Source organism: Elioraea thermophila (ex Habib et al. 2022), assembly GCF_003336755.1.
Taxonomy (GTDB): Bacteria; Pseudomonadota; Alphaproteobacteria; order Acetobacterales; family Acetobacteraceae; genus Elioraea; species Elioraea thermophila.
Window position 1 is genome coordinate 1 of sequence record NZ_QMDI01000006.1, and the last position, 24,875, is coordinate 24,875.

A 24,875-nucleotide genomic window follows, 5' to 3' on the forward strand; every position below is an offset into this window, starting at 1 on the left:
TCGCGTCCGCCGCCTCGATCGCGGGAACAAGGCCGCGCGTCTCGATCATCCCGAGCGCGATGCCCATCTTCTCACTGGCCATCTGTGGTTCTCCTCTCCGAGCCTGGTTGGGGGTTGGTCCTTCGGGTGGTGGATGGTCCGCCGGCGAGCCGTTTCGCCGTCAGCGCCATTTCTCCTCGCTCCAGTCGTCGATGATGCCGCCGATGGTGAGATCGGTCGTCACCGCCGGGTTGCCGGTCGCGATCCGTGCCGCCGAGTAGCCGATGGTGATGACGAAGTCGCCGACCTTCGCCCCCACCGGATCGACCGCCACGTCGAGATTGCCCTTCGCGTCCTCGACCACGCGGAGCTTGCGCGCCTGCAGGCCCCACACCCGCTTGGTGGTGACGAGGTCGCGCACCACGCGCTGGATCATCATGTCGCCGCCCTCGTCGTCGGGGTCGCCGCCTTGGGCTGACTCTCGTCCCAGTAGTCGATGATTCCGACGATGGTGAGGTCGGACGGGTAGTCCTTGTGCCCGGCCGCGTCCTTCGCCGCCGAGGAGCCGACCGCGATCACCCAGTCGCCCTCCTTGCAGCCGACCGGATCGACCGCGACCTGGCGCCCTCCGCCCCTTTCGCGCACCACCAGGAGCCGCCGGTTCTCGAGCTGCGAGATCCGCGCGGTCGCGACCAGGGTGCCTTCGACCTGGAAGATCTTCATGCCCGATGACCTCCGCATCCGCAGGGGCCGCGGCCGGCCCCGCCTGCCGAATCTGCGTGAACGAACCGAAGCGGCCCGCCCCCGGTGGCGCGCACGGCAGCGACCGCATGCACGCGCGGACCGTTGCCGAGAGGAAACATCCGCGCCACCGCAGCGCGCATGCGCAAGGACGCCGCCTCGGCATCCTGTTCGTCACCCGGAATGGCCGGGTCGAAACTCCGCACCACGAGCACCGGAACCGCCAAGCCTTCGGCACTGAGGCGCTCGCCCAGGATGCGCACGCCCACCGCGAGATCGCCCGCCCGCTCCTCGACCGACTGCCCCTGCGCCTGGAAGGCGAGGTTGCGCAGCTGCACGTCGTCGATCGGATCGCCGAGCACGATCAGCCGCTCGTCGTGCCCGGCATCGGGGTAGCCCTCGCCATAGAGGGCGCGCACGGCCGCGACCTGGGCGACGTTGTTCTTCAGCAGGTAGCCGCAGAACCAGCGCATTCCCTCCGTCGCCGCATCGTCCGCGGCGACGCCCATGCAGGCGGCGACCTCCTCGCGGATGTGCTCCTTCGCCTCCTCGCGGGTCATGCCGGCCGTGGCGTCATGCAGGTAACGGGCGCAGACGAAGCGATCGATGTCCATGCGTCCCGATGCATCCGGCACGTGCACGCGCAGCGAGTCGGTGTCGGTGTCGTGACCGGCGAGCAGTATGGCGACGTTCGCCGCATCGCCGTAATGGCGGTCGATCGCTGCCGCGAAGGCCTCCAGCCGCTCGAGCAGCAGGCCGGCCGCCTTGCGGTCGTCGCTGCCATGTGCCGCACATCCCTCGTGCGAGGGGTCGCGGGAGGAGAAGTGGTACACGCCCATCTTGAGGAAGCGCGTGTTGCCGACCGGCTCCTTCCCGTTGCGCAGGCGGCGCAGCTCCGTCCGCTCCCAGGCGGAGACGGCCTCCGCCACCGGGAACAGCGCTCCGGCATAGGAGCGGCGCGCGGCGACGATCACGCGCGGCACGCGCAGCACATAGTCGAGGAGACCCGCCATCCGGCCGTCGGCACAGGTGGCGATGTCGACGGCATGGAAGCCGAAGCGGCGCATCACGACCTCGGCCGGCTCGCCGTCGAGCATCGCCGAACGCTCGGCCCCCTCGGCGACGAGGCGGGCGAAGACGGCGATGACGAGCTCGGCCTGGCGAGCCACCCAGTCCACCGGGCGCTTCCAGTCCCCGGCGAGGGGGCCGAGAGCGGACACGTCCCCGATGCCGGCAAGCGCGGCGCGCGCCGCGGCATCCGAACCGTAGCCGGCGGTCGCCACCCGCTCGATCGCGGGTCCCACCTCGGCGAAGGCGGCGCGAATGCGCTCGGCACGCTGGGCAAGCGCCGCGGAGAGCTGCGGTTCAGCCAGGGGATGGGTGGCAGCGGACGCCATACCACCCTGCCACGGATCGACCGCCGGAGCGGCTCCCAGCGAGCCTGCCACCGCCCAAGGCTGCCAGTCGAACGACCAGCGCGGTGCGGCGCGTCGTGCGGTGCGCATCATCGCCGATCCACCCCGCACCCTGCCCTCAACCCTGCGCCCCGCCGGACAGCGTGACGATCGCCGCCGACTTCGGCGTCCAGCCGATCACGCCCGTGACCAGGCGGCGCGGCTCCTTGTGCGGGCTCTCGCGCTTGAAGGTGCGAGCGCCGGCAAAGCCATGCGGGTCGCCCTGCGCCACCGTCGGGTTGCGCACGGTGGCGAAGTAGCCCTCGGTGCCGGTCACGCGGGAGTGCTCGTCCCAGGCCGAGCCGGTGATCCTGTAGCCGGACACGCTGCCGTGCCCGGTGATCTTCTGGTGCCCGACCTTCTCCTTGAGGCCCGGCTCCTTGCGCGACCAGCGGTCGACGAAACCGAACTCCACGTTCCCCGTGAGCTTGCCTTCGCCCACCGCGAAGGAACCGGTGATGCGCGGCCCCTGACGCGGCGCTTCACGACGCTCAAGATGCGCCTCTCGCGCAGGCGTGCGGATGGAGAAGGCCGCAGCCGCGCGCGCGACAGGATCTCCTTCGCCATCCGCCTGCTCGCCGCCCGCCTCCTCGCGCCAGTAGGGCGTGCCGGTGACGGAACGCGCCGCACCCCGTTCGGTTCCCGTCACCCGCTCGGCCTCGTGCATCGGCACGTCGCCCGTCACCTTGGCCCGCGCCGGCCGCGGCAGACGCGCCTCCTGCGCCGCGGCGACATCGGGCTCGCAGTAGCCGTAAGTCGTGTTCGGGCCGAGATAGGGCGTGCCGGTCACGACGCGGCACTCGCCGGGCTCGTCGCCGGTGACCTGATCCATGTGCTCGACGATGTCGGTCCCGGTGACGCGCTGACCGCCCCAGGTGGCGATCTCGTGCACCTTCCGCCCGGTGACGGGGTCGCGCCGCGCCGCCGCGCCGCCCGCCATCGGGTGCGGCGTGCGCGCCGGACCGCTGCAGGCCTCCACCCGTCGGGCCGGCGTCAGGTACTGTGTCCCCGTGAGCGCGCGGCAGGCACCGGGTTCGTCACCCGTGACGTTGACGCTGCGCCCGACCGCCGAACCGGTGATCGGCGCCCCGCCCTCGGTCACTTCGACCGCCTGCTGCCGTGTCCGCTCCCGCGACCCGACATGCCGGATGGAGCGCCCGAGATTGGTGCCGAACACCGAATGCCCATGCGGATTGGCCTGGCGCTGGAACTGCGCCGCCACCGGAACGTAGCTCTCGGGCCGGGCGGAGAGATCGTCCTCCAGCGTCTGATCGGCCTCGCCGGTGATGCGCCGCGTCGCGCTCGCCTCATCGCCGGTGATGCGCACGCGCGAGCGCACCATGGTGCCCGAAACGACAAGACCGCCCGGCGTGCGCGCGTGCCCGACCTTCGGGGCGGCGGGAAGGAAGGCGCCTTCGCCCTGGCCGATGAACGGCGTGCCGGAGATCGGCTTTTCGCGCCCGGCTTCCGTGCCGGTGACCTGCCGGCCCACACCCTCCGAATAGCCGGTCACGATCACGCCGGAGGCGGTGCGGCTCTCCACCACCTTCGGCGGGAACGGAATGCTGCCCTGACGCTTCGGGCGCTCGATCGTCGCCCCCGCGCCCAGGGCGGCACGCCCATGGCGGCTCAGAGCGGATCGCCGCGCGATCGCGAGCTCTCGCCCCGTGAGGGCAGGCGATTCCGCCAGGCTCACCGTTGCCGAAACGGGCGTGGATGCCGGGGGCGCGGCAGCCGGTTGCGTCGGCACCTCGGCCCGCGGCGCGGAGGCCGCCTGCAAGGCCGCCTTGCCCTGCGACAGGAGACGACGCCGCGCCACCGCCAGATCGCGCCCGACCAGATTGAGCGAGAGGCTCGGCACGGGGCTCGCCGCGCTCGCCGCCGGTGTCGGCGACGGCGCGGTTGCGGCAGCCTCCGGGAACGACACCGGCGGAGGCGGCGCCACCGTCGCGGGCGGCGGCGTGTAGAGCCCGCGCAGCGCAAGCCGGAACCCCGCACCGAGCCGATCCTTCGGCGGCGGCAGCGCGGCCTTGCCCTGCGAGAGCTGGCGGCGGCGCAGAATGGCCGCCGCGCGCCCCGTCGGCACCGATGCCGCCTCAACGCTCATGCCCCCGCTTCCTCCCCGCCGCGATCGATCCGGATCGGTCTCATTCCGCCCGCCCGCTCAGCGCCCGCCCGCGCGGTAGACGACGAAGGCGAGCCCCTGCGACTGGGCGAAGTTGTCGTAGGCGATCAGCCGCACGTGATGCCCCGGGTTGGCGCGGTGGCAAGCCTCAAGCTCGCTCATCACCAGCTCGACGGATTGCGTGCCGAAGAAAGGCAGCTTCCAGAGGTACCAGTAGTTGGAGAACGACTTCTCCGGCTCGGTATGCTCGATCGCCGGGTTCCAGCCGCGGGCGATGATGTAGGCGATTTGCTTCGCCACCTTCTCCGGCGTCATCTGCGGCAGGTAGGAGAAGGTCTCGGTCCGACGGCGCGTCGGCGGATAGGCCATCATTTCGGGCATGGTGCGCCTCCTTGGTCAGCGCAGGGGTTCGGGTCGCAGTCGTTGCAGGCGGCGCACGCTCAGTGCTTGGCCAGGTCGAGCTTGTCGACGACGTCGAACTCGAACTTGATCTCTTTCCAGGTCTCCATTGCGATCGCGAGTTCGGGCGAGTGCTTCGCCGCCTCGGTGAGGATCTCCCTCCCCTCGCGCTCGACGGGACGGCCCTGGTTGCGCGCCTCGATGCAAGCCTCCAGCGCGACACGGTTGGCGTGCGCGCCGGCCGCGTTGCCCCAGGGGTGGCCGAGCGTGCCGCCGCCGAACTGCAGGATCGAGTCGTCGCCGAAGATCGTGACCAGGGCGGGCATGTGCCAGACATGGATGCCGCCCGAGGCGACCGGGAACATGCCGGGCATCGCGCCCCAGTCCTGGTCGAAGAAGATCCCGCGCCGACGATTCTCCTGCACGAAAGGCTCGCGCATGATGTCGACCCAACCGAGCGTCGCCTCGCGGTCGCCCTCGAGCTTGCCGACGACCGTTCCGGAATGGAGATGGTCGCCGCCGGAGAGGCGCAGGCACTTGGCGAGCACACGGAAGTGGATGCCATGCATCGGGTTGCGGTCGATCACCGCGTGCATCGCACGGTGGATGTGCAGCAGCATGCCGTTTTCGCGGCACCAGTTGGCGAGCCCGGTGTTGGCGGTGAAGCCGGCGGTGAGGAAGTCGTGCATGATGATCGGCGCGCCGAGCTGCTTGGCGAACTCCGCGCGCTTGTACATCTCCTCCGGCGTGGGCGCGGTGACGTTGAGGTAGTGGCCCTTGCGCTCGCCGGTCTCGGCCTCGGCCTTCTTCACCGCCTCCATCACGAACTCGAAACGGTGCTGCCAGCGCATGAAGGGCTGGCTGTTGATGTTCTCGTCGTCCTTGGTGAAGTCGAGGCCGCCGCGCAGCGCTTCATACACCGCCCGGCCATAGTTCTTTGCCGACAGCCCCAGCTTCGGCTTGATCGTGCAGCCGAGCAGCGGGCGGCCGTACTTGTTCAGCCGATCGCGCTCGACCTGGATGCCGTTCGGCGGGCCACCGCAAGTCTTCACGTAGGCGAGCGGGAAGCGGACGTCCTCCAGGCGAAGGCTGCGCACCGCCTTGAAGCCGAACACGTTTCCCACCAGCGAGGTGAGCACGTTGACGACCGAGCCCTCCTCGAAGAGATCGAGCGGATAGGCGACGAAGGCGTAGAACGCGTTCGGATCGCCCGGCACCGGTTCGATGCGGTAGGCACGACCCTTGTAGTATTCGAGGTCGGTCAGCAGGTCGGTCCAGACCGTCGTCCAGGTGCCGGTCGAACTCTCTGCCGCGACCGCGGCGGCGGCCTCCTCGCGCGGCACGCCGGGCTGCGCCACCACCTTGAACACGGCGAGCAGGTCGGTGTCGAGCGGCACGTAATCGGGGGTCCAATAGGTCTTGGCGTAGTCCTTGACCCCCGCCTGGTAGGTCTTCGCAGCCACCGGTCGTTCCTCCCGATCCACATCACAAGGCGTCCACGGCACCGTAACCACCGTGGCATCATCACGCTTACGCCCGCAGCACCGATAAGGTCCAATCAGCGCTCCTTGCCTCGCCATCAGCGGCCCTTATGATCGCGCCATGACCTTGGATTTCCGCCAGTTGCAGATCATCGAGGCGGTCGCTCGCCTCGGCTCCGTCACCCGTGCCGCGGAAGAACTCGGCCTGAGCCAGCCCGCCGTCTCCATGCAGCTCAAGCAGATCGAGGAGCGGGTGGGCCTTCCCTTGCTGCGACGCAGCGGACGCCTGTTCGTCGCCACCGAGGCCGGCGAGGAGATCGTCCGCTCCGCCCGCCAGGTCGCGCAGACCCTCGCCGATCTCGACGATGCGCTGCATCGCCTGCGCGGTCTCGAGCGCGGGCACCTGCGCCTCGGCGTCGTTTCGACTGCGAACTACTTTTTGCCCGACTACCTCGTCGCCTTTCGCCGCCGCCACCCGGGTATCACGGTGACGCTGCACGTGGCGAACCGCGACCAGGTGGTGCAGGCGCTGGAGGACAACCTGGTCGAGATCGCGATCATCGGGCGCCCGCCCGACTCCTCCGAGCTCTTCGCCACCCGCTTCATGGACAACCCCCTCGTCGTCATCGCCCCACCCGACCATCCGCTCGCCTGCGACCCCGATACGGCGGCCGCACCGATCTCGCTCAATCGTCTCGCTCTCGAACCTTTCGTCATGCGCGAGCCGGGCTCCGGCACCCGCGCCGCCTTCGAGCGCGTGCTCGCCGCCGCCGGGGTGCGGGTTCAACACGCCTGTGTGCTCGCTTCCAACGAGGCGGTGAAGCAGGCCGTGCAGGCGGGGCTTGGGCTCGCGGTGATCTCGGCGCAGACGGTGGAGACGGAGCTGCAGCTCGGCCGTCTCGTCACGCTGAACGTCGCCGGGTTCCCAATCCTCCGCCAGTGGTTCGTCGTCCATCGCGCGCAACGGCAATTGTCGCCGGGAGCGCGGGCTTTCCGCGAGCTCTTGCGCGAGTCGCGCCACGGCTCCGACGGTGGCCCCCGCCGCGTACCGGTCGTTGCTTCCTCGGCCTGACCGCCGTTTGGGCCGTCGGCGCAAGCCCTGCGGCTGGTGTATCCTGCCGCCATGGCCGACCGACGAGTCTCCTCGCCCAGGCCGGCGCGAAGCCTCTCCAGCCGTCTCCTCTGGCTGACCGTCGGCGTCGTGCTGGTCGCCCAGGTGCTGATCCTGGGCCCGTCCCTCGGGCGGGCGCATCTCGATTGGCTCGCCAACCGCATCGCCGCCTCGCATCTCGCCGCCCTCGCCCTCGAGGCCGCCCCGGATCAGACCGTCGACGAGGCGCTGGAGGAGGATCTGCTTCGTCTCGCCGGCGTCGAGGTGGTGAGCCTGCGGCGGCACGATCAGCGGGTGCTCGCGCTGGCCCGCCCGCTCGACGGGCCGGTGTCGGAGATGATCGACCTCGGCACCACCGGCGTTCTGCGTGCCGCCGTTTCGGCCTTCGCCGTCCTCGTTTCGCGCGAGGATCGACTGATCCGGGTCATCGGTCCCTCGCCGAAACAGCCTGACGTGCGCGTCGACATCGTGCTGCGCGCCGACCCGCTGCAGCACGATCTCGAGCGTGCCTTCGCCACGCTGCTGGTCGAAGCGCTGGCGATCTCCGCCTCGGCCGGCGCGCTGATGTTCCTGGTGCTGAACTGGCTGCTGGTGCGACCGATGCGCCGGCTGACGCGTGCGATCGTCGCCTTTCGCCTCGACCCCGAGGGCGCGCCGCCGCCGAGCCCACCCCGCGGGGGCAACGACGAGATCGGGGTCGCGATGCGCGAACTCGCCGCCATGCAGGACGAGCTTCGCCGCGCCTTGTGGCAGAAGTCGCGTCTCGCCGCGCTTGGGGCGGCGGTCACGCGGATCAACCACGATCTGCGCGGCATTCTCGCCACCGCCCTGCTCGTCTCCGACCGCCTGACGGGCTCGGCCGACCCCAAGGTGCGGGAGGTGGCCCCTACCCTGCTCGCCGCGATCGAGAGGGCGGTGGCGCTGTGCCGCCAGACGCTGGCCTACGCCCGCGAAGGCCCACCGCTGCTCGATCGCCGCCCGACCCGACTCGTCTCGGTGGTGGCGGAAGCCGGCGCAACGGCGACACCGGGCGAGGCCTGGCGGATCGACAATCGCCTGCCGCCGACCCTCGAGGTGCAGGGCGATCGCGATCAGCTGTTTCGGGTCTTCCTCAACCTGTTCCGCAACGCGTTCGAAGCGGGCGCGCAACGGGTGCGCATCGAGGCGCGCGAGACGGCGGAAACGCTGGACGTGCTGGTCAGCGACAACGGTCCGGGCCTGCCCGAGCGGGTGCGGGCCAACCTGTTCAGCCCCTTCGTCTCCGGCAAGCAGGGCGGGTCGGGGCTCGGCCTCGCCATCGCCCGCGACATCATGCGCGCCCACGGCGGCGACATCGCGCTCGAGCGCACGGGACCGGAGGGAACGGTGTTCGTGCTCAGCTTCCCGCGCGAGCCGGCGGAGGAGGAGGAGGCTTCGCTGGCCGTCGCCCGGCGCCAGGCGTGAGCCTTGGCCCTCGCCCGCCGTCGAGCGGAGCGGTCAGCGCGCGCGAGCGAGCACCCCGTCCGCCCAGGCCTCGAGATCGCGCGCCTTCGCCCCTACCCCCCGCACGCCTTGGGCGAGCGCGTCGAGCCGGCTCGAAAAGCCGCTGAGACCGTGATCGAGCCGTGCCGTCGCCGCGCCGAGGTCGGCCAGCGCCGCCTGCAGCCCGGCCACCGCCGTCCGCTGCTCGGCAAGCGCGCCCTCGAGCGAGGCGAGTGCTCGCGCCATGCGCGCCTGCGCCGCCGCGGCATCCGTCTGCCCTTCGCCCTCGTTGCGCTCGCGGCGGGGAAACGGGATCACCACCGCACCGGACTGTTCCGCCATCGCCGCTTGCTCCCCCTCGGCCGTCGACTGGTTAATGAGACGTTAATGGCGCGCCGAGAGCAATCCCCGCGTTCGTATGCTGCACGCGAAGGTGCCGGGCCTCGCCGATCCCTCAGCCCAACAGGTTCGCCCACACCGCCGACATCGCGACCACCGCCACCAGGGTGAGCCCCCGCCGCAGCCAGAGATACGATGGCGGAATGAGCCCCTGGCGCCCCGCCACCTCCTCCGCCGCCCAGACGGCGAGAAAGGCCGCGATCAGCGCGCCGAGACCGATCCACGCCGGCACGAGCAGCGCCGGCCAAGCGAGGAGGGCGGGCACCACCCCGAGAGCGAGGCGCCGCCCGCTCGCCCGGGCCTCCGCTTCGGGGGCACGGAGCGCGAAACCCCAATGCACCGCGCCAAGGAAGGAGAGAATGCAGGCGGCGTAGGCGATCAGCGCCGGCACGGCGACCGCCTCCCCCGGCGGCAGGCCGAGCAGGACCACGGCAGCCGAGGCCAGGAACGGCAACAGCCCCGCGACCCCGAGCCACAGTGCGGCGGATGGCAAGGATGACGTCATCGGACCAACCTCACGAAGCGTGGGCAAGGGCAAACGGCTCGCGGGTCGGGCGTGGGCGAGTTGCCCTTCGCCGAACCGACCAGCTGCACCACGCGCAACACCATCGGCGGAACGCGGCGCAGCGGCCTCACCGGACGCTCATCCCACGGGGAGGGGAACCCTCTTTGACGCAGAGCAAGGAGGGCCGACCGCCAGCCGCCTAGCCTACTTCGGTGGTTCAAGGTTCACCCCGTGCTCGCGTGCTGGCCTCGGTCGCGGGCAGCGCATTGACGGCCGATCCGGCGACAGCGGATCCTCCCCGGACGAAGGAGGAACGACCGGCGGTGGCTGCGGAGAGAACCGCACCGAACTGCGGCCCCAGGCTCGCACGGCGGGCACTGCTGGCCTCCGTCGCCCTGCTGGTCAGCGATTTCCGCGCCGCGGGGCAGGAGGGCTTTCCGCTCCGACTCGGTGCGATGGCCCCGGGCACGGTGAGCCACGCCGCCGCCTCCGCCATCGCCGAACTGCTGACCCGGCAGGCTGGCCTCGAGACCCGCGTCCTGCCGAACGCCGGTGAAGCGATCCTGGTCGGCCTGCTCGGCTCGGGGCGGCTCGATCTCGCCATCGCCAACGCACTCGAGGCCGAGGCAGCCCGCGGCGAGCCGGCAGACCGCGCCTTGGAGCCGCGTGTGGTCGCCCGCCTCTTTCCCCTGCGCGCGGGCCTCTACGTGCGGGCCGACCAGCCGGTCCAGCGCCTCCCCGACCTCGCCGGCCGACGAGTCACGGCCGGTTTCTCGGCAAGCCCGGCGATCGCGCGGCTGCTTGACGCGCTGCTCGCCGCGGGCGGCCTCACGCGGGCCGATATCCGCCCCGTGCCTGTGGCCGATCCGGTGGCCGGCGCCGCCCGTTTCCAGGAAGGGCGGGCGGACGCGTTCTTTTTCGCCATCGGCGCGGCGAAGGTGATCGAGGTCGACGCCGCAATCCGTCTCCGTCTGCTGCCCGTGCCGGACGACGCGGCCGCCCTCGCCCGCGTGCAGGCCGTCGCACCCAACGCGTATCTCGAACGCCTCTCGCCGCGGCCGGGGCTGATCGGCTTCAACGAGCCCATCCTTGCCCTCGCCTTCGACAATCTTCTCCTCGCACGAGGCGATCTCGATGCTGCGATCGTGCGGCAGGTGTTCCTCGCCTTGCGCGAGGGGCGGGAGATGCTCGCCGCGCGCCACCCGGCCTTCCGCGATCTCGACCCCCAGGCGCTCGGCCGACCGCGCACCTCGCTTGCCCTCCATCCGGCCGTCGCCGCCCTCTCGCCGTGAGCGCGCGCGGGCCCGACGTCCTGGTCGCGCTGGCCCTGCTCGGTCTCGTCGCGGCGACAGGCCTCGACCTGCCCGGTCGTCTCGGCCTGATGGTGCCGACGGAACCGATGCTCGCCCTCGCCCTCGGCGCGGCCGCACTGACGGTGGCTCGGGGTCGACGCGGCAGCGACGCGGCGGGGGCCGGAGGGCACGCTGCCCTGGCCGTCGCCGCGCTGGCGTTGGCAGCCGCAGCTTGGCTTGCCGTACCCGCACAGGCGTGGCTTGCCGCACCTCCCGCCTGGTTGGTCGTCGTGGCGGCTGCGCTTCTCGGCGCTCTCGGCCTTGCCGTGCACGCGGGTTTCGGCCCCGTGCTGCCCCTCACCGGTCTCACCTTGGCCGCGTTCGTCGCCCTCGCCGCACCTGCCCTGCCCTCGGCTTGGCGGGTCGCCGAAGTCGATGCCCCCCGCCTCCTCGTCTTCCTCGTCTTCGACGGCAACGCGCTGTTCGGCCGTCTGCTTGACCTCGCCTTGCACACGATCGCCCCCTTCGTGCTGCTCGGTGTGGCGCTGAAGGAGCTGGGCGGGCTGCGCGGGCTTGTCGCCATCGTCGTCGGCCGCGTGCGGACGCTTCCCGGTGGCGCCGCCAAGGCCGCCGTGCTCGCCTCGGCGACGTTTGGCACGCTGTCGGGAAGCGCGGTCGCCAACGTGACCACGGCCGGCGCGGTCACCATCCCGGCGATGATCCGGGCCGGACACAACCCCGAGGAGGCGGCCGGCATCGAGGCCACGGCCTCGACGGGGGGGCAGCTGATGCCGCCGATGCTCGGCGCCACCGCCTTCCTGATCGCCGATACGCTCGGCATTCCTTACGCGCGCGTCGCCGCCGCCTCGGTGGTTCCGGCCGTCCTTTATTTCGCCGCGCTGTTGCTGGCGGTCGATCTCGCGGCACGACGGCGCGGCGCGATGCCGGCCCCGCCTTCGCCGGCGGCCTCGCCCCGTCGCAGCGCCGTGCGGCCGGCCGAGCTCTTGAGCTCGGTCGCCGCTGTCCTGCTCCTGCTGTGGCTCCTGTTCGTCGCCGCCGCGCCGCCGGGAGAGGCTGCGCTGGCGGCAACCGCTCCGGTCGTCCTCGGTACGGTGCTGGCTCGCCCGGCACGGGCGCGGCGGCGGCTCGCGCGCACCGCCGTCGAGGCCGCATCGGGGGTCGCCGGGCTTCTCCTGCTCGCTGCCGCCTCGGCCGTTCTTCTGGGGCTGCTTGCCGTCAACGGGCTGGGCTCGCTGCTCTCGCTGCGCCTTGCGGCGATGGCGCAGTACGGTGCTCCGGCGCTGCTCGTGGCCGCAGCGGCGGTCGCCCTTCTCCTTGGCCTCGGCCTGCCCACTTTCGGCGTGTATGTGCTGATGGCCGGCATCGCCGCCCCGGCCCTGGCCGAGGCGGGGATTCCACCGCTCGCCGCGCACCTGTTCCTGACCTGGTTCGGGGTGCTGGCGATGGTGACACCGCCCGTGGCGCTTGCCACCTATGCGGCGGCCGCGATCGCCGGCTGTTCGGCTTGGCGGGCTGCGCGTGCCACCCTGCCGCTCTGGCCCGGCCTCATCGTGCCGCCCTTCGCCTTCGCACTCGCCCCCTCCCTGCTCGATCCGGCGTCTCCCATGCGGCTTTTCGCCGCCCTCGGCCCTGCCGTGCTCGCGCTTGCCCTCGTCACCGCCGCAACGATCGGCCGCGCGTCGGGGCCGCTCTCCGTGAGCGAGCGAGTGGTCGCGGCGGGGGCCGGGCTCGCTGCGCTGGCTGCCCTTGCGCCGGGCTTGCCCTCGTTGGTGCCGACCGCGCTGATCGCCGTCGCCGCGCTCTGCGCCGGCTGGCTGTTCCATCCTCATCGCAACGGCCCGCTGATCCGCCCCGACATCGCCCGGAGATCCGCATGACCGGACCACAGACGCAGAGCCGGCCGTCCGCCCGCACGGGGCCCGCCGCCAGCGCAGCGCCTACCGCCATCCCCTCGCCGCTCGCCGTCTGGCTCTACGCCGCGCGCGTCCGCACCCTGCCCGCCTCGGTCGCGCCGGTGGTGATGGGCATCGCGCTCGCCGCCGCCGATGGCACGGCACACGCCGCCTCCGCTCTCGCCGCCCTGCTCGGCGCGCTGTTGATCCAGATCGGCACCAATTTCGCCAACGACTATTCCGACTTCACCAACGGCGTGGACCATAGGGCAGCGGGCGGACGGCGCCGCGTGCTGCCCGAGGGCCTGGTCACGCCCCGGCAGATGCTTGCCGCCACCGTGCTCAGTTTCGGGCTCGCCGTGTTGGTCGGGGTCTTCCTCGTCGCGCGCGGCGGCTGGCCGATCGTGCTGATTGGGCTTGCCTCCATCCTCGCCGGAGTCCTCTACACCGGCGGGCCCGCTCCTTACGGTTACCGCGGCCTCGGTGAGCTGTTCGTGCTGATCTTCTTCGGCCCCGTGGCGGTCGCCGGCACCTATTACGTGCAGGCGCTGAGCCTCGACTGGCGGCCCATCGTGGCCGGGCTCGGCCCCGGGTTCATTTCGGTCGCGATCCTCGCCGTCAACAACCTGCGCGACATCGAGAACGATCGCGCCCGCGGCAAGCGCACGCTCGCGGTGATGCTGGGGCGAGGCTTCGCACGGGCGGAAATCGTGACCGCGATCGTGCTGGCCGCCGCCCTGCCCGTGGTGTTCGTGCTCGCCGGCGCCGCCGGGCCCGCCCTGCTCGCCGCCGCCCTCGTGCTGCCGGCCGCTTTCCCGACCGTGCGCCTCGTGCTCACGCGCGACGACGCCACCACGCTCGACGCCTGCGTGGCGCGGACGGGCAGGCTGCTCGTCCTGTACGCCGCGCTGTTCTCGGTCGGCTGGCTCCTGTGATGGCGCCTGCGCCCTCAGCGCAGCCGGCGGGCGGCGAGCGAGAGCCCGGTGCTGGAGCCCGCCGCCGGCTGTTCGGCGCGCCGGGCCGGTGACGCGAGTTCCGCCTCGAGCTGTTCGGCGCGGCGGCAAATCTCTCGCGTCAGCATCCGGAACAGGAACAGATGCGCGGGCTCCATCGCCCGCCAGTACAGCACACCGGGCAACCCGTCCGGCTTCCAGTACGCGGTGGCGGAGACGACAGTGCCTTCCCCCTCGCGACGGATGACGAACTCGAGCACACCCCGCCCCGGAGCCTTCATGCCGAACAGCAGGGCCAGGCGATGCGGGGCGTCGGCGACGAGCACGGTCCAGGAATCGATGCGATCGCCCGGGCGCAGCACGCCGCCGGCCGGACGGCGGCGCACCAGCCCCTCGCCGCCCAGCAGCGCGTCCACGGCCTCGCGCACCGTCCACAGTGCGTTCAGCGTAAGGTAGCGGTTCTCGCCGCCGATGGAGGAGACCACGCGCCAGACGGACTCGGGCCGCGCCCGGGTGCGCGCTTCACCCCCCGCTCGATAGGGATAGCCGAGATGCTCGTCCGGCCTTGCCATGCATGTCCTCCGGGCCACGGCGCCCTTCCGCCGCGCGGCCATCGCCTGCAGTCTGCCTACGCTAGGGAACACGCCCGCTTCGGGGGCTGATTTGGATCAAACGTCACACAGCCAGGCGAACGGGGTGGAAGCGGTGCGGGCGATCGCCGTCACCGGGGGCACGGGCTTCATCGGCGAACGGCTGATCGCGGCCTGCCGCGAGCAGGGGATCGAAGTGCGCGTGCTGACGCGAAGCCCCGCGCGCGGCCGCGCCACCTACTCCCCGCGTGCCTTCCCCCATGTCCGCATCGAGGCCTGGACGCCAGGAGCCGTCGGGCCGTGGGTGTCGGCGCTCGCGGGCGTCGATGCCGTGGTCCATCTCGCCGGTTCGCCGATCGCCGGGCGATGGAGCCCGGAGTTCAAGCGCGAGATCCTGGCGAGCCGCGAGATCGGCACGCGCACCATCGTGGACGCGATCGCCCGCGCCGAGCCCCGTCCGCCGGTGTTCGTCTCGGCTTCCGCCTGCCGGTTCTACGGCCCGGATGCGGAAACCGTGTTCAGCGACGCCGCCGACCATCCCCCCGGCAAGGACTACCTCGCGCAGGTCTGCGTGGCGTGGGAACGCGAGGCGGCGCGCGCCGAAACCTTCGGCGTGCGGCGCGTCACCCTGCGCTTCTCCATCGCGCTCGGCATGACGCGGCGCTTCCGCGAGGTGCTGGGCAGGATCAGGCCGTTCCTCGGCGGGCGGATCGGTTCGGGTCGGCAATGGGCCTCCTGGGTGCATCGCGACGATGCGGTGGCGGCGATCCTGCGCGCGATCGGTGATGCGACGATGCGCGGCACCTACAACGTGACAGCGCCCAACCCGGTGCGGATGGACGAGGCGACGGCGGCCTTCGGCGACGCGGCCGGGTCGCGCTTCCGCCTGCCGGTGCCGTCCTTCGTGCTGGAGGGCCTGCTCGGCGATGGGGCGACCATCCTGCTGGACGGGCAGCGCGTGATCCCCGCCCGCTTGCTCGCCGCCGGCTTCTCCTTCCGCTTCCCCGAGATCGGGCCTGCCGTGCGCGACGTGCTGGCGGGCTGATCGGGGCCAGCGCCTCAGCCGCTTCGTTCCGCGCCGTGCACGATGGCACGGGTGAGGCTGGCCAGCACGAGCCGGTGGAACGGTGCGAGCACGTACCAGTACATCAGCCCCCAGAAGCCGCGCGGGTGCCAGTGGATGGTGGCCGAAACGACGCGGCGTGCGCCCTCGTCCTCGATCGCGAACTCGAAGCCACCCGCGCCGGGCGCACGCAGGGTGGAGAGCAGCACGAGGGAGGCGGGCGGAAAGGCGCCGTGCACGCGCCAGACGTCGAAGCGCTCGCCGGGGCGGAACGGTCCCGGTCGGCGCGGCGGAGCGATCTCGCCGCCGAGGGCCCGCTCGAGCGCGCGGCGGATCGCCCACAAGGCGCGAAGCGAAAGCGCACCCCCCTCGCGCGTGCCGAAGCGTTCGAGCGATCGCCACAGCGCCTCGGCGGAAGCGGTGCACGGCCTCGCATGGCGCATCGCCACCCCGTAATACGCGATCTCGTGGCGCATGCCCCTGAGGTCGAACGCGCCCTCGCGCCAACGCCCGCCCGAGAGCCGTTCGCGTTCGCGCGCGAGCGCGCGCCGCACCGCCTCGTCGAAGCCGATGCGCGCCGGGGCGACGGCCTCCAGCCGCGGATCCTTGGTGGCGGCGAGGTCGTGCTTCAGGCCGGTGATCAGGGCGCGCGCGATCGGCGCCGGCGTGGACGTGACGAACTCGATCCAATAGGCGGAGAGTTCGGGCGTGAGCAGAGGCACGCGGATGATGAGCGGTCGGCGCTTGCCGAGCGCATCGGCCAGCCGCAGCATCATCCCCTCGTAGGAGAGGCGATCGGGGCCCGCGGTCTCGATCACCGCCCCTGCCACGCCCTCGAGCGTGGCGAGCGCCTCGAGTTGCGCCAGCAGATCATCGAGCGCGATCGGGGGAGAGAGCGAGCGCACCCAGCGCGGTGTCAGCATGATGGGGAGGTTGGCGACCAGGTCGCGCATCACCTCGAATGCGGCCGAGCCAGGGCCGATGATGATGCCGGCGCGGAGTTCCACGACGTCGGGATGATGGCGGCGCAGGATCTCGCCGGTCTCGACACGGGAGGCGAGATGCACGGTGTCGACATCGTGCGGCGCGAGCCCGCCGAGATAGACGATGCGACGCACGCCTGCCTCGCGCGCGGCGTTGGCGAAGGTCTCCGCCGCCGCACGATCGACGTCCGGAAAGCGCTTCCCGGCCGTCATCGAATGCACCAGGTAATAGGCGACATCGACGCCGGCGAGAGCGGGGCCGAGACAGGCGCGATCGGTCGCATCGCCGCGGAGGAGCTCGACCCCCTGCCAGGCTTCCGCCTCGGCGCGGCGGGTGTTGCGCGCGAGCACGCGCACGGCGAACCCCCGCGTGGCGAGATGCGGCACGAGATGACGGCCGACGAAGCCCGACCCGCCGACGACCAGCACGCTGCCCGGCGCGTGGGCGCGCTCCGTCCTCGCCGTGGGGACCTCCAGCGTCGTCGTCATGGCCCCTCGCCCGCCTTCCCGGCCGTGGAGGTTGGCAGGGCAAAGCGGCCGCGCAAGGGGAGCCGTCAGCCGCGATCGCGCGTGTAGTCGATGGCGCAGAACGCGCCGCCCTGGAAGCGTTCCGCGACCGGATCGTCACTGACCTTTGCCGCAAGCGCGGGCGCGAAGGCGTCGGCACTGTCCTTCGGTTCCCAGCCGATCACGGCGCGGTCGTCGCGGCGCCAAAAGGAGCGCGCATTGGCCGAAGCCCCCCAGATCGTCGCCACCCCGACCCGTTCCGCAAGGGTGGCGCAAGTCACAAGGCGCACGAGATCGGCGTACGAGAGCCACGTCGCCAGCATGCGGGCGTCGCGCGGTTCGGGAAAACAGGAGCCGATGCGCAGGATCACGCTCTCCACGCCGTGCTTGTCGAAATAGAGACGCGCCATCAGCTCGCCATAGGCCTTGCTGAGGCCGTAGTAGCCGTCGGGCCGGTAGGCGCACTCGGCATCGAGCGGGGTCGTCCGCTCATGGAAGCCGATGACGTGGTTGGAGGAGGCGAAGACGACACGCGCCCGCTCCCGTCGTGCCGCCTCGTAGATGTGATAGAGGCCGCGGATGTTGGGGCCGAGCACCGCCTCGAAGGGCCGCTCCACCGAAACGCCGCCGAAATGGAGGATCGTTCCCGCCCCTTCGCAGAGGCGGAGGATGGCGACCCCGTCCTCGAGATCGGCCGCGATGAAGCGTGCGGCCGCCGGCACGGGGTCGGGGAAGGGCGCGATGTCGGTCAGCACCAATGGCCAGCCGGCTTCGCCGAGACGGCGGGCGAGTTCGCGGCCGAGCGCGCCCGAGGCGCCGGTGAGAACGACGGGACGAGAAGGGAGCTGCATCGCGCGCCGGCTCAATCGGCGAAACGCACAACGGGCACGCCGGGCACCTCGGCACGCATCGCGAACAGGGCCCCGGAGAGCGGATGGTCGCCGACCACCTCGGCGCCGAGGGTGGTGCGCAGCGTGGTCCAGACGACGGTACGGAGATCCTCGCCGGCGAAGCAGGGCATGGTTGGCCCCGGGACGGGGAACGGATCGGAGGAGAGGAGTGTGCCGTCCGCGAGGTAACGGTTGATGCGGCCGAGCCGCACGCCGGCCGACCAGTAGACGCCGGCGGCATCGAAAGCCGCGCCATCCGGCTTGCCGTGCACGGCGGGGTCGGGTGTCGCGATCCGCCGCCGGTTGCGCACCTCGCCGGTCGCGGGGTCGAAGTCCCAGGCGTCGATCCAGCCTTCACCGCTGTCGGAGTGCAGCATCGTCCCTCCATCCGCCGTCCAGGCGAGCCCGTTGGAGGTGAGCAGACCGCCCGCGATCTCCCGCCACGTGCCATCGGGGCTGATGCGGAACAGATGACCGACCGGTCCGCGCGGAGAACGTTCGTCCATCGAGCCGACCCAGAACGCGCCGTCGGGCCCGACCTTGCCGTCGTTCAGGCGCGCATAGGGCGGGATCGGCTCGGGGCGACACAGGCGCTCGGCGCGGCGCCGGCGCCAGTCGTACAGCACGACCTCGTGGCGCAGCGCGACGATCCAGCGCCCGGAACGACAGAGGCCGAAACTGCCGACCTCGGAAGGGAAGAACCAGGTGTCGAGATGTTCGCCCGTGAGCGAGAACGCGTGGATCACGCTCGCCCAGATGTCGGCGACCAGGACGCGACCGTGTTCCGCGTCCCACACCGGGCTTTCGCCGAGCGAGAGCCTGACATCGGGGGTCAGCAGCGTGATCTCGGGCATCTTTGCTCCATCTTCGTTGCGGACCGCCTGCGTTCGGCGTCAGACCGCGCCGAGCAGGGCCCGCGGCAGGGCAAGTGAGAGCGGCGGCCAGTAGGTGACGAGCATCAGCGCCACCAGGATCGCACCCCAGAAGGGCCAGATCGAGCCCATCACCTCCTCCATGCGCACGCGGCCGATCGCGCAGCCGACGAACAGCACGGAACCCACGGGAGGCGTGGTCAGTCCCAGCCCCAGGTTCATCATCATCACCATGCCGAATTGGACGGGATCGACGCCGATCGCCTGTGCCACGGGGAGGAAGATCGGCGTGCAGATCAGGATCAGCGCGGCCATGTCCATGATCGCGCCGAGAGCGAGGAGGGCGAGGTTGATCAGCGCAAGCAGCAGCACGGGATCGGTCGAGATTGCGAGCATCGCGGTCGCCAACCGCTCCGGCACGCGGTGCAGGGCGAGCAGGTACGCGAAGGCCGACGCCGAACCCACCAGAAGCAGCACGACCGAGGTGGTGCGCACGGCGGAACCGACGGCACGAACGAAGCCCTCCCAGCCGAGCTCGCGATAGAGGATGGTGGTGGCGAAGACGGCCCAGGCGGCGCCCACGGCCGCGCTCTCGGTGACGGTGAACACCCCGCCCAACACGCCACCCAGGATGATCACCGCCGTCATCAAGCCGGGCAGCGCGTCGGCCGCAGCGCGCAACAGGATGCGCAGTCCCGGAAACGGGTCTCCGGCATAGCCGCGGCGCACCCCGATCCACCAGGCGACGGCGGCGAGGCAAAGGCACATCAGAAGCCCCGGCGCCACGCCGGCGAGAAAGAGGGCGGAGACCGAGACCCCGCCGCCCGCCGCCAGCGAGTAGAGGATCATGTTGTGCGAAGGCGGAATGAGCACGCCCGCGATCGAGGAGGTGACGGTCACGTTGACGGCGTAGTCGACGTGGTAGCCCTTCTCCCGCATCGCCGGAATCAGGATGGAGCCGAGGGCCGAGGTGTCGGCGACCGCCGAGCCCGAAATGCCGCCGAACAGCATGGAAGCGAGCACGTTGACGATGCCCAAGCCGCCGCGCACCGGCCCCACCGCCGCGGCGGCGAGCGCGATGAGCCGACGCGCGATGCCGCCGTGCAGCATGATCTCGCCCGCAAAAATGAAGAACGGGATGGCGAGCAACGAGAACACCGTCATGCCGGCGGTCATCTGCTGGAAGGCGACGGCGAGCGGCAGCCCCTCCCACCAGAACCCGGCGGCGGCCGCAAGCGCGAGCGCGAAGGAGACCGGGACCCCGGCGGCGAGGGCGAACGCGAAGACGCCGAACAGGACGGCAAGGCCCATGACGCGTCAGGTGGTCGCGCCGATCGGCGGCAGGCCGAAAAGTCGTCGTGCCATCGCCTCGAGGGCGAACAGGGAGACGAGGACGCCCGCCAAGGCGACGGGCGCGAACTGCCATGCTTGGCTCAGACCAAGGAGGGGGATGCGGAACGGGCGGTAGGTTTCGACGAGCACCCAACCCCAATGGGCCATCAGGAGGCCAAGCCCGCACAGCACGAGTTCGACGGAGGAAGCGAGCAGGGACCGCGCGCGGATCGGCAGGGCCGCCGGCAGAAGCTCGACCGCCATGTGAAAGCGCTCGCGCACGCCGACCGCCGCCACGGGGAGTACCACCCACAGGATGGCGAGCTGCGCGCCACGCTCAACCCAGGTCGGCGTGTCGTTCAGCACGTAGCGGCCGAACACCATCCAGCTGAGCGCCGCGACCAGAGCGACCAGCAGGGCGCCCGCGGCGGCGACGATCGCGCCTGAAACCCCGTCGAGCACCCGCGATGCCGTCTCGAGCAGGCCGGCCACGCGAACGCCCGTCCTTCCCTCGTCTCAGCGCTGCATCACTGCGTGTTGCGGATCTGTTCGAGCAGGGCGCGCAGGGCAGGGGTCGCAGCGTACTTCGCGTAGAGCGGCTCCATCAGCCGCGCGAAGGGCGTGCGGTCCTCGATCTCCGTCACCACGACGCCGGCAGCGATCACCTTCTCGCGCGAGGCGCGCTCACGCTCCGCCCACAGACGGCGCTGAAGTTCAGCCGCCTCGCGCGCAGTGGTGCGCAGGATCTCACGGTCCTGCGGTGAAAGGCGATCCCAGCGCATGCGGTTGACGACAACGATTTCCGGCACGTTCGAGTGCTCGGTCGTCGAGTAGAACCGCGCGTGCTCGAAATGGCGCTGCGCCTCGTAGGACGGCCAGTTGTTCTCCGCCCCGTCGACCACGCCGGTCTGCAGCGCGGTGTAGAGTTCGCCGAAGGGAAGCGGCACGGGGTTGGCGCCAAGCGCGCGCATCAGGTCGATGAAGAGGTCGGAGGTCTGCACACGGATCTTCAGCCCGCGCATGTCCTCCGGCGTGCGGACCGGCCGATTGCGCGTATAGACGCTGCGCGCGCCGGAATCGAACCATGCGAGCACAACCATCCCCAGCTTGGCCTCGATCTCGCGCGCCACGATGGCGCCTGCCGGTCCGTCCAGCACGCGGTGCAGGTGGCCAACATCGCGGAACACGAAGGGCAGCGCGAACACCTGCGTCTCGGGCACGAGATTGTTCAGCGGCGTCAGGTTGAAGTTCGCCACGTCGATGGCGCCGAGGCGGAGCTGCTGGATCGCCTCGTCCTGCTGGCCGAGTTGCGCGGAGTGGAACATGCGGATGCGGATGCGGCCCTGGCTCCGCTCGGCGGCGAGTTCCGCCCAGCGATCGAGGGCAACCGTGTTCGGGTAGCCCGCGCCATGCGTGTTCCAGCCGCGCCATTCCTGCGCCGTTGCCGGAGCGACCGCGACAGCCGCTGCGGCGGCGAAAGCGAGCAATACCCGAACCATCGTCTCCTCCGTTTTTGTTCTCGGACCGAAGCGACCGTTGCAGCGCAGCCTGCCATGGCGACGGCAGGGCCGCAACGGGCCCAAACGGACAGGTCGCGCTCCGCCGCACCTGGTGGGCCGTCCAGGGCCCGCAGCCCGCCGGCCAAGGCGATCCTCAGGCAGCCGAGCGGACGACCTCGTGCCGCCAGCAGGCGGCCGCCCGGCCGTCGCCGCGCGAGGTCAGCTCCGGGGCTTCGTTGCGGCAGCGGTCGAACGCGGCGGGGCAGCGGGGATGGAACACGCAGCCCGAGGGGCGAGCCAGCGGATCCGGAACCTCGCCCTGCAGGACGATGCGGCGCTTCTGCCCACGCAGGCGCGGATCGGGTTCCGGCACGGCGGAAAGAAGAACCTCCGTGTAGGGGTGCGCGGGGGCGCGGAACAGCTCTTCCGCCGGTGCGACCTCGACGAGCTCGCCGCAATACATCACCGCAACCCGGTCGCAGAAGGCGCGCACGACGCCGAGATCGTGCCCGATGAAGAGGATGGTGAGCCCCATCTCCTCGCGCAGGTCCTGCAGCAGGTTGAGGATCTGGGCGCGCACCGAAACGTCGAGCGCGCTCACCGCCTCATCGGCGACCACGATGCGGGGGCCGAGGATGAGCGCGCGCGCAATGCCGATACGCTGCCTCTGCCCGCCCGAGAAGGCGTGCGGATAGCGCCGCATGGCGTCGGGCCGCAGTCCCACCTTTTCGAGCATCGCCGCCACGCGGTCCTCCAGCGCGGCGCGATCGCCTCCCTCGCCGTGCACCCGCAGAGGTTCGGCGACGATGTCGAACACCGTCAGGCGCGGATTGAGCGAGCCGAACGGGTCTTGGAAGATCATGCGGATGTCCCGCGCGAGCTCGGCCTGCAGCGCGCGATCGCGCCGGGTGATGTCGCGCAGCGGCCCGCCGTCGCGCGGGCGAAGCAGGATCCGACCGGAGGTTGGCGGATGGACGCCGACGATGCAGCGCCCGAGCGTCGTCTTGCCGCAGCCCGATTCCCCGACGATGCCGAGCACCTCGCCCGGGCGGACGTCGAGCGTGACCCCGGCGACGGCACGAAGAACGGCGGGCCGCGACAGCCAGCCACGACGCACCGGGAAGGTCATCGTCACCTCGCGCAGGGCGAGGATGGGTTCCGCCGTCACGACGCGAAGGCCTCGACGCGGTGGCAGCGCACGGTACGCAGACCGTCCGCCGTCGCGGTTTCGGCAGGATCGTCTCGGTCACACAAGCCGGCTGCTGCGCGCTCGCAGCGCGGGTGAAACACGCATCCCGGCGGCAGCGCGGCGAGCGACGGCACCAGTCCCTCGATCGCCGCGAGACGGCGCGGCCGCGGCCCGCGCAACGAGGGCACCGAGCGCAACAGCGCCTGGGTGTAGGGATGGTGCGGACGATCGAACAGGTCGAATACCGGCGCGCGCTCGACGATCCGTCCGAGGTACATCACGGCGACCTCGTCCCCGAGCTGCGCCACCACGCCGAGATCGTGCGTGATGAACAGCATCGCCATGCCGAGCTCGCGCACAAGCTCGGCCAAGAGATCAAGCACCTGCGCCTGGGTGGTGACGTCGAGCGCAGTCGTCGGCTCGTCGGCGATGAGGAGCTTGGGCGAGCAGGCGAGCGCGATCGCGATCATCGCGCGCTGGCGCATCCCGCCCGAAAGCTGGAAGGCGTAGGCCGAGAGGCGCGCGCGGGGATTGGGAATGCCGACGCGCGCGAGGAGGTCGACGGCGCGCTCCTCGGCCGCCTTGCGCGACAGCCCGAGGTGCAGGCGCATCGGTTCGGTCAGCTGCTCGCCGATGGTGTGCACGGGGCTCAGCGCACTCATCGGCTCCTGGAAGATCATCGCCATGCCTGGTCCGCGCAGGGCCCTCATGTCCCGCCCGCGGGAATCGAGCGCCGCCAGGTCCATCGCCTCAGCACTTTCGCCGCCGTGCCAGAGGATCCGCCCTGCCGTCACCCGACCTGCCGGTTCGACCAGGCGCATCACCGCACGCGCGGTCACGCTCTTGCCGCAGCCCGACTCGCCGACGAGACAAAGCACCCGGCCGGGCGCGATCGAAAAGTCGACGCCGCGCACCGCCTCGTAAGGCCCGAAGGCGACGCGGAGGCCTTCGACGCGCAACAGGGGTTGCGGGACCGGGTCGCGCCCGGTGTGCTCAGACATCATAGGGGTCGGCCGCATCCCGTAACCCGTCACCGAGGAAGTTGAGACAGAGGACGGCGAGTACGACCGCGCCACCGGGCAGGAACAGCCATGGCGCCGCTGCGACCGAGCGGATGTTCTGCGCCTCCTGCAAGAGCACGCCCCAACTGACGAGCGGCGGCTGCAGCCCGAGCCCAAGGAAGGAGAGTGCGGTTTCGGCGAGGATCATTGCCGGGATGGCGAGCGTAGCGGTGGCGATGACGTGGCTCGTCACCTGCGGCACCATGTGGCGCATCACCACGCGCACCGGGTGCATGCCCTCGATCCTCGCGGCAAGCACGAAGTCCTCGCCCCTCAAAGCGAGGAACCGGCCGCGCACCACCCGGGCGAGCTCGATCCAGCCGATCAGCGACAGCAGCACGGTGATGGCGAAGTAGATGGTGAGCGGGTCCCACTCCCGCGGCAGGGCGGCAGCGAGGCCGAGCCATAGCGGGATGGTCGGCAGCGAACGCAACACCTCCGAGACGCGCTGCACGGCGGCATCCAACGCCCCGCCGACGTAGCCGGCCGCACCACCGATGGCGATGCCGAGCAGGAGGCTGAGCGCGACGCCGATCAGCCCGACGGAGAGCGAAATCCGCGTGCCGTGGATGGTGCGCGACAGCACGTCGCGCCCCAACCGATCGGCGCCGAACAGGAAGAACGGATCGTTCGGATCGCACGGCCCGAACAGGCGATGCTCCAGCGGAACGACCCCCCACAGCCGATAAGGCTCGACGCGGGGAAAGAGGCAAACATCGACGGGCCGGGTCGCGTCGGGAACGAAACTGCGCCGCAACGCCACCGGGTCGATCTCGACCCGGTAGCCGTCGACATGGGGGCGGAACGCGGTCTCGCCGGTCGTCGGATCGGTCCAGAACAGGCCGAAGGGCTGGGGCGGGGCGTAGGTGTAGCGCCCCATGGTGCGATCGGGCGGATGCGGGGCGAGGAACTCCGCGAAGGCGGCGACCCCGTAGAGGGCAACGACGATCCAGAGCGAGACGAAGGCGACACGGTGCCGGCGGAAGCGCAGCCAGAACAGGCGCCAGCCTGAAGCGGTGGCGAGCGGGTCGGCCATCGACGACACCGGCGGCGCGAGGGGAGCGGCGGACATCGGC

Annotated in this window: 24 protein-coding genes; 6 read left to right on the plus strand and 18 right to left on the minus strand. The window is 71.3% G+C overall.

Annotated features, from left to right (window positions below):
- Window positions 1-160: 160 nt before the first annotated feature.
- Genes DWB05_RS09750 through DWB05_RS09775 form a run of 6 tightly spaced genes read right to left on the minus strand, consistent with a single transcriptional unit; the run spans window position 161 to window position 6,161 of the window.
- Complete coding sequence (locus DWB05_RS09750; protein ID WP_114377026.1) at window positions 161-418, minus strand: carboxysome peptide B; 258 nt, start codon at window positions 416-418, stop codon at window positions 161-163.
- Entirely contained in the window at window positions 415-702 is a 288-nt protein-coding gene (locus DWB05_RS09755; RefSeq protein ID WP_114377027.1) for an alpha-carboxysome shell vertex protein CsoS4, read from the minus strand. The genes DWB05_RS09750 and DWB05_RS09755 overlap by 4 nt, the downstream gene beginning before the upstream one ends.
- Window positions 699-2,228: a carboxysome shell carbonic anhydrase gene (locus DWB05_RS09760; protein ID WP_198669131.1), complete on the minus strand. Its 1,530-nt coding sequence runs from the start codon at window positions 2,226-2,228 to the stop codon at window positions 699-701. Before DWB05_RS09760 ends, DWB05_RS09755 begins: the two co-directional genes overlap by 4 nt.
- A gap of 25 nt (window positions 2,229-2,253) precedes the next feature.
- Window positions 2,254-4,281, minus strand: a complete 2,028-nt coding sequence (locus tag DWB05_RS09765; RefSeq protein ID WP_114377029.1) for an alpha-carboxysome scaffolding protein CsoS2 — start codon at window positions 4,279-4,281, stop codon at window positions 2,254-2,256.
- Window positions 4,282-4,338: 57 nt separating this feature from the next.
- Entirely contained in the window at window positions 4,339-4,680 is a 342-nt protein-coding gene (locus DWB05_RS09770) for a ribulose bisphosphate carboxylase small subunit (protein ID WP_114377030.1), read from the minus strand.
- Window positions 4,681-4,739: 59 nt separating this feature from the next.
- Entirely contained in the window at window positions 4,740-6,161 is a 1,422-nt protein-coding gene (locus tag DWB05_RS09775; protein ID WP_114377031.1) for a form I ribulose bisphosphate carboxylase large subunit, read from the minus strand.
- Window positions 6,162-6,300: 139 nt separating this feature from the next.
- Between DWB05_RS09775 and DWB05_RS09780 the strand changes: the two genes are divergently transcribed.
- Entirely contained in the window at window positions 6,301-7,251 is a 951-nt protein-coding gene (locus tag DWB05_RS09780) for a LysR family transcriptional regulator (RefSeq protein WP_114377032.1), read from the plus strand.
- Window positions 7,252-7,302: 51 nt separating this feature from the next.
- Window positions 7,303-8,733 (plus strand): sensor histidine kinase, encoded by a 1,431-nt coding sequence (locus tag DWB05_RS09785; RefSeq protein WP_114377033.1) that lies wholly within the window; start codon window positions 7,303-7,305, stop codon window positions 8,731-8,733.
- A gap of 33 nt (window positions 8,734-8,766) precedes the next feature.
- On the opposite strand, the gene DWB05_RS09790 is transcribed toward DWB05_RS09785, so the two are convergent.
- Together DWB05_RS09790 and DWB05_RS09795 are read right to left on the minus strand one after the other, a co-directional pair.
- Window positions 8,767-9,093, minus strand: coding sequence for a hypothetical protein (locus tag DWB05_RS09790; protein ID WP_114377034.1), 327 nt, complete (start codon window positions 9,091-9,093; stop codon window positions 8,767-8,769).
- 112 nt (window positions 9,094-9,205) lie between these two features.
- On the minus strand, window positions 9,206-9,655 hold the full coding sequence (locus tag DWB05_RS09795) for a DUF3429 domain-containing protein (protein ID WP_114377035.1): 450 nt from the start codon (window positions 9,653-9,655) through the stop codon (window positions 9,206-9,208).
- A gap of 323 nt (window positions 9,656-9,978) precedes the next feature.
- Between DWB05_RS09795 and DWB05_RS09800 the strand changes: the two genes are divergently transcribed.
- The 3 genes from DWB05_RS09800 to DWB05_RS09810 are packed head-to-tail and all read left to right on the plus strand — an operon-like array spanning window position 9,979 to window position 13,795.
- Window positions 9,979-10,947 carry a TAXI family TRAP transporter solute-binding subunit gene (locus DWB05_RS09800; protein ID WP_157967153.1) on the plus strand — a complete coding sequence of 323 codons (969 nt, stop codon included), beginning with the start codon at window positions 9,979-9,981 and terminating at the stop codon, window positions 10,945-10,947.
- A complete protein-coding gene (locus tag DWB05_RS09805) occupies window positions 10,944-12,845 on the plus strand; it encodes a TRAP transporter fused permease subunit (protein ID WP_114377037.1) in 1,902 nt (633 codons plus the stop codon). Before DWB05_RS09800 ends, DWB05_RS09805 begins: the two co-directional genes overlap by 4 nt.
- Window positions 12,842-13,795: a 1,4-dihydroxy-2-naphthoate polyprenyltransferase gene (locus tag DWB05_RS09810; RefSeq protein WP_114377038.1), complete on the plus strand. Its 954-nt coding sequence runs from the start codon at window positions 12,842-12,844 to the stop codon at window positions 13,793-13,795. The genes DWB05_RS09805 and DWB05_RS09810 overlap by 4 nt, the downstream gene beginning before the upstream one ends.
- Window positions 13,796-13,809: 14 nt before the next feature.
- Here DWB05_RS09810 and DWB05_RS09815 read toward each other — a convergent pair whose 3' ends face one another.
- Window positions 13,810-14,385 (minus strand): DUF2867 domain-containing protein, encoded by a 576-nt coding sequence (locus tag DWB05_RS09815; protein ID WP_157967154.1) that lies wholly within the window; start codon window positions 14,383-14,385, stop codon window positions 13,810-13,812.
- Between the two features lie 133 nt (window positions 14,386-14,518).
- On the opposite strand from DWB05_RS09815, the gene DWB05_RS09820 reads away from it, so the two are divergent.
- On the plus strand, window positions 14,519-15,448 hold the full coding sequence (locus tag DWB05_RS09820; protein WP_157967155.1) for a TIGR01777 family oxidoreductase: 930 nt from the start codon (window positions 14,519-14,521) through the stop codon (window positions 15,446-15,448).
- Between the two features lie 14 nt (window positions 15,449-15,462).
- Here DWB05_RS09820 and DWB05_RS09825 read toward each other — a convergent pair whose 3' ends face one another.
- The 9 genes from DWB05_RS09825 to DWB05_RS09865 all read right to left on the minus strand — a co-directional run bounded on the left by DWB05_RS09825 (window position 15,463) and on the right by DWB05_RS09865 (window position 24,871).
- Window positions 15,463-16,938 carry a DUF2867 domain-containing protein gene (locus tag DWB05_RS09825; protein WP_114377041.1) on the minus strand — a complete coding sequence of 492 codons (1,476 nt, stop codon included), beginning with the start codon at window positions 16,936-16,938 and terminating at the stop codon, window positions 15,463-15,465.
- A gap of 65 nt (window positions 16,939-17,003) precedes the next feature.
- Complete coding sequence (locus tag DWB05_RS09830; protein ID WP_114377042.1) at window positions 17,004-17,807, minus strand: NAD-dependent epimerase/dehydratase family protein; 804 nt, start codon at window positions 17,805-17,807, stop codon at window positions 17,004-17,006.
- A gap of 11 nt (window positions 17,808-17,818) precedes the next feature.
- On the minus strand, window positions 17,819-18,700 hold the full coding sequence (locus tag DWB05_RS09835; protein WP_114377043.1) for an SMP-30/gluconolactonase/LRE family protein: 882 nt from the start codon (window positions 18,698-18,700) through the stop codon (window positions 17,819-17,821).
- A gap of 39 nt (window positions 18,701-18,739) precedes the next feature.
- Window positions 18,740-20,029: a TRAP transporter large permease gene (locus DWB05_RS09840; protein ID WP_114377044.1), complete on the minus strand. Its 1,290-nt coding sequence runs from the start codon at window positions 20,027-20,029 to the stop codon at window positions 18,740-18,742.
- A gap of 6 nt (window positions 20,030-20,035) precedes the next feature.
- Window positions 20,036-20,542: a TRAP transporter small permease gene (locus DWB05_RS09845; protein WP_114377045.1), complete on the minus strand. Its 507-nt coding sequence runs from the start codon at window positions 20,540-20,542 to the stop codon at window positions 20,036-20,038.
- A 35-nt stretch (window positions 20,543-20,577) separates the two neighbouring features.
- Window positions 20,578-21,549 (minus strand): TRAP transporter substrate-binding protein, encoded by a 972-nt coding sequence (locus DWB05_RS09850; protein ID WP_114377046.1) that lies wholly within the window; start codon window positions 21,547-21,549, stop codon window positions 20,578-20,580.
- A gap of 154 nt (window positions 21,550-21,703) precedes the next feature.
- Window positions 21,704-22,717, minus strand: a complete 1,014-nt coding sequence (locus tag DWB05_RS09855; protein ID WP_232818494.1) for an ABC transporter ATP-binding protein — start codon at window positions 22,715-22,717, stop codon at window positions 21,704-21,706.
- Window positions 22,714-23,739 carry an ABC transporter ATP-binding protein gene (locus DWB05_RS09860; RefSeq protein WP_198669133.1) on the minus strand — a complete coding sequence of 342 codons (1,026 nt, stop codon included), beginning with the start codon at window positions 23,737-23,739 and terminating at the stop codon, window positions 22,714-22,716. The genes DWB05_RS09855 and DWB05_RS09860 overlap by 4 nt, the downstream gene beginning before the upstream one ends.
- Window positions 23,732-24,871, minus strand: coding sequence for an ABC transporter permease (locus tag DWB05_RS09865; protein ID WP_114377048.1), 1,140 nt, complete (start codon window positions 24,869-24,871; stop codon window positions 23,732-23,734). The genes DWB05_RS09860 and DWB05_RS09865 overlap by 8 nt, the downstream gene beginning before the upstream one ends.
- Between the last annotated feature and the right edge of the window lie 4 nt (window positions 24,872-24,875).

Excerpts from the sequence above, each read along its gene's own strand:
- DWB05_RS09830 (WP_114377042.1), bottom strand. The coding sequence starts at position 17,807 with ATGCAGCTCCCTTCTCGTCCCGTCGTTCTCACCGGCGCCTCGGGCGCG.
- DWB05_RS09840 (WP_114377044.1), bottom strand. The coding sequence starts at position 20,029 with ATGGGCCTTGCCGTCCTGTTCGGCGTCTTCGCGTTCGCCCTCGCCGCC.
- DWB05_RS09810 (WP_114377038.1), top strand. The coding sequence starts at position 12,842 with ATGACCGGACCACAGACGCAGAGCCGGCCGTCCGCCCGCACGGGGCCC.
- DWB05_RS09795 (WP_114377035.1), bottom strand. The coding sequence starts at position 9,655 with ATGACGTCATCCTTGCCATCCGCCGCACTGTGGCTCGGGGTCGCGGGG.
- DWB05_RS09770 (WP_114377030.1), bottom strand. The coding sequence starts at position 4,680 with ATGCCCGAAATGATGGCCTATCCGCCGACGCGCCGTCGGACCGAGACC.
- DWB05_RS09815 (WP_157967154.1), bottom strand. The coding sequence starts at position 14,385 with ATGGCAAGGCCGGACGAGCATCTCGGCTATCCCTATCGAGCGGGGGGT.
- DWB05_RS09780 (WP_114377032.1), top strand. The coding sequence starts at position 6,301 with ATGACCTTGGATTTCCGCCAGTTGCAGATCATCGAGGCGGTCGCTCGC.
- DWB05_RS09850 (WP_114377046.1), bottom strand. The coding sequence starts at position 21,549 with ATGGTTCGGGTATTGCTCGCTTTCGCCGCCGCAGCGGCTGTCGCGGTC.
- DWB05_RS09865 (WP_114377048.1), bottom strand. The coding sequence starts at position 24,871 with ATGTCCGCCGCTCCCCTCGCGCCGCCGGTGTCGTCGATGGCCGACCCG.
- DWB05_RS09750 (WP_114377026.1), bottom strand. The coding sequence starts at position 418 with ATGATGATCCAGCGCGTGGTGCGCGACCTCGTCACCACCAAGCGGGTG.
- DWB05_RS09790 (WP_114377034.1), bottom strand. The coding sequence starts at position 9,093 with ATGGCGGAACAGTCCGGTGCGGTGGTGATCCCGTTTCCCCGCCGCGAG.
- DWB05_RS09765 (WP_114377029.1), bottom strand. The coding sequence starts at position 4,281 with ATGAGCGTTGAGGCGGCATCGGTGCCGACGGGGCGCGCGGCGGCCATT.
- DWB05_RS09760 (WP_198669131.1), bottom strand. The coding sequence starts at position 2,228 with ATGATGCGCACCGCACGACGCGCCGCACCGCGCTGGTCGTTCGACTGG.
- DWB05_RS09785 (WP_114377033.1), top strand. The coding sequence starts at position 7,303 with ATGGCCGACCGACGAGTCTCCTCGCCCAGGCCGGCGCGAAGCCTCTCC.
- DWB05_RS09755 (WP_114377027.1), bottom strand. The coding sequence starts at position 702 with ATGAAGATCTTCCAGGTCGAAGGCACCCTGGTCGCGACCGCGCGGATC.
- DWB05_RS09825 (WP_114377041.1), bottom strand. The coding sequence starts at position 16,938 with ATGACGACGACGCTGGAGGTCCCCACGGCGAGGACGGAGCGCGCCCAC.
- DWB05_RS09860 (WP_198669133.1), bottom strand. The coding sequence starts at position 23,739 with ATGTCTGAGCACACCGGGCGCGACCCGGTCCCGCAACCCCTGTTGCGC.
- DWB05_RS09835 (WP_114377043.1), bottom strand. The coding sequence starts at position 18,700 with ATGCCCGAGATCACGCTGCTGACCCCCGATGTCAGGCTCTCGCTCGGC.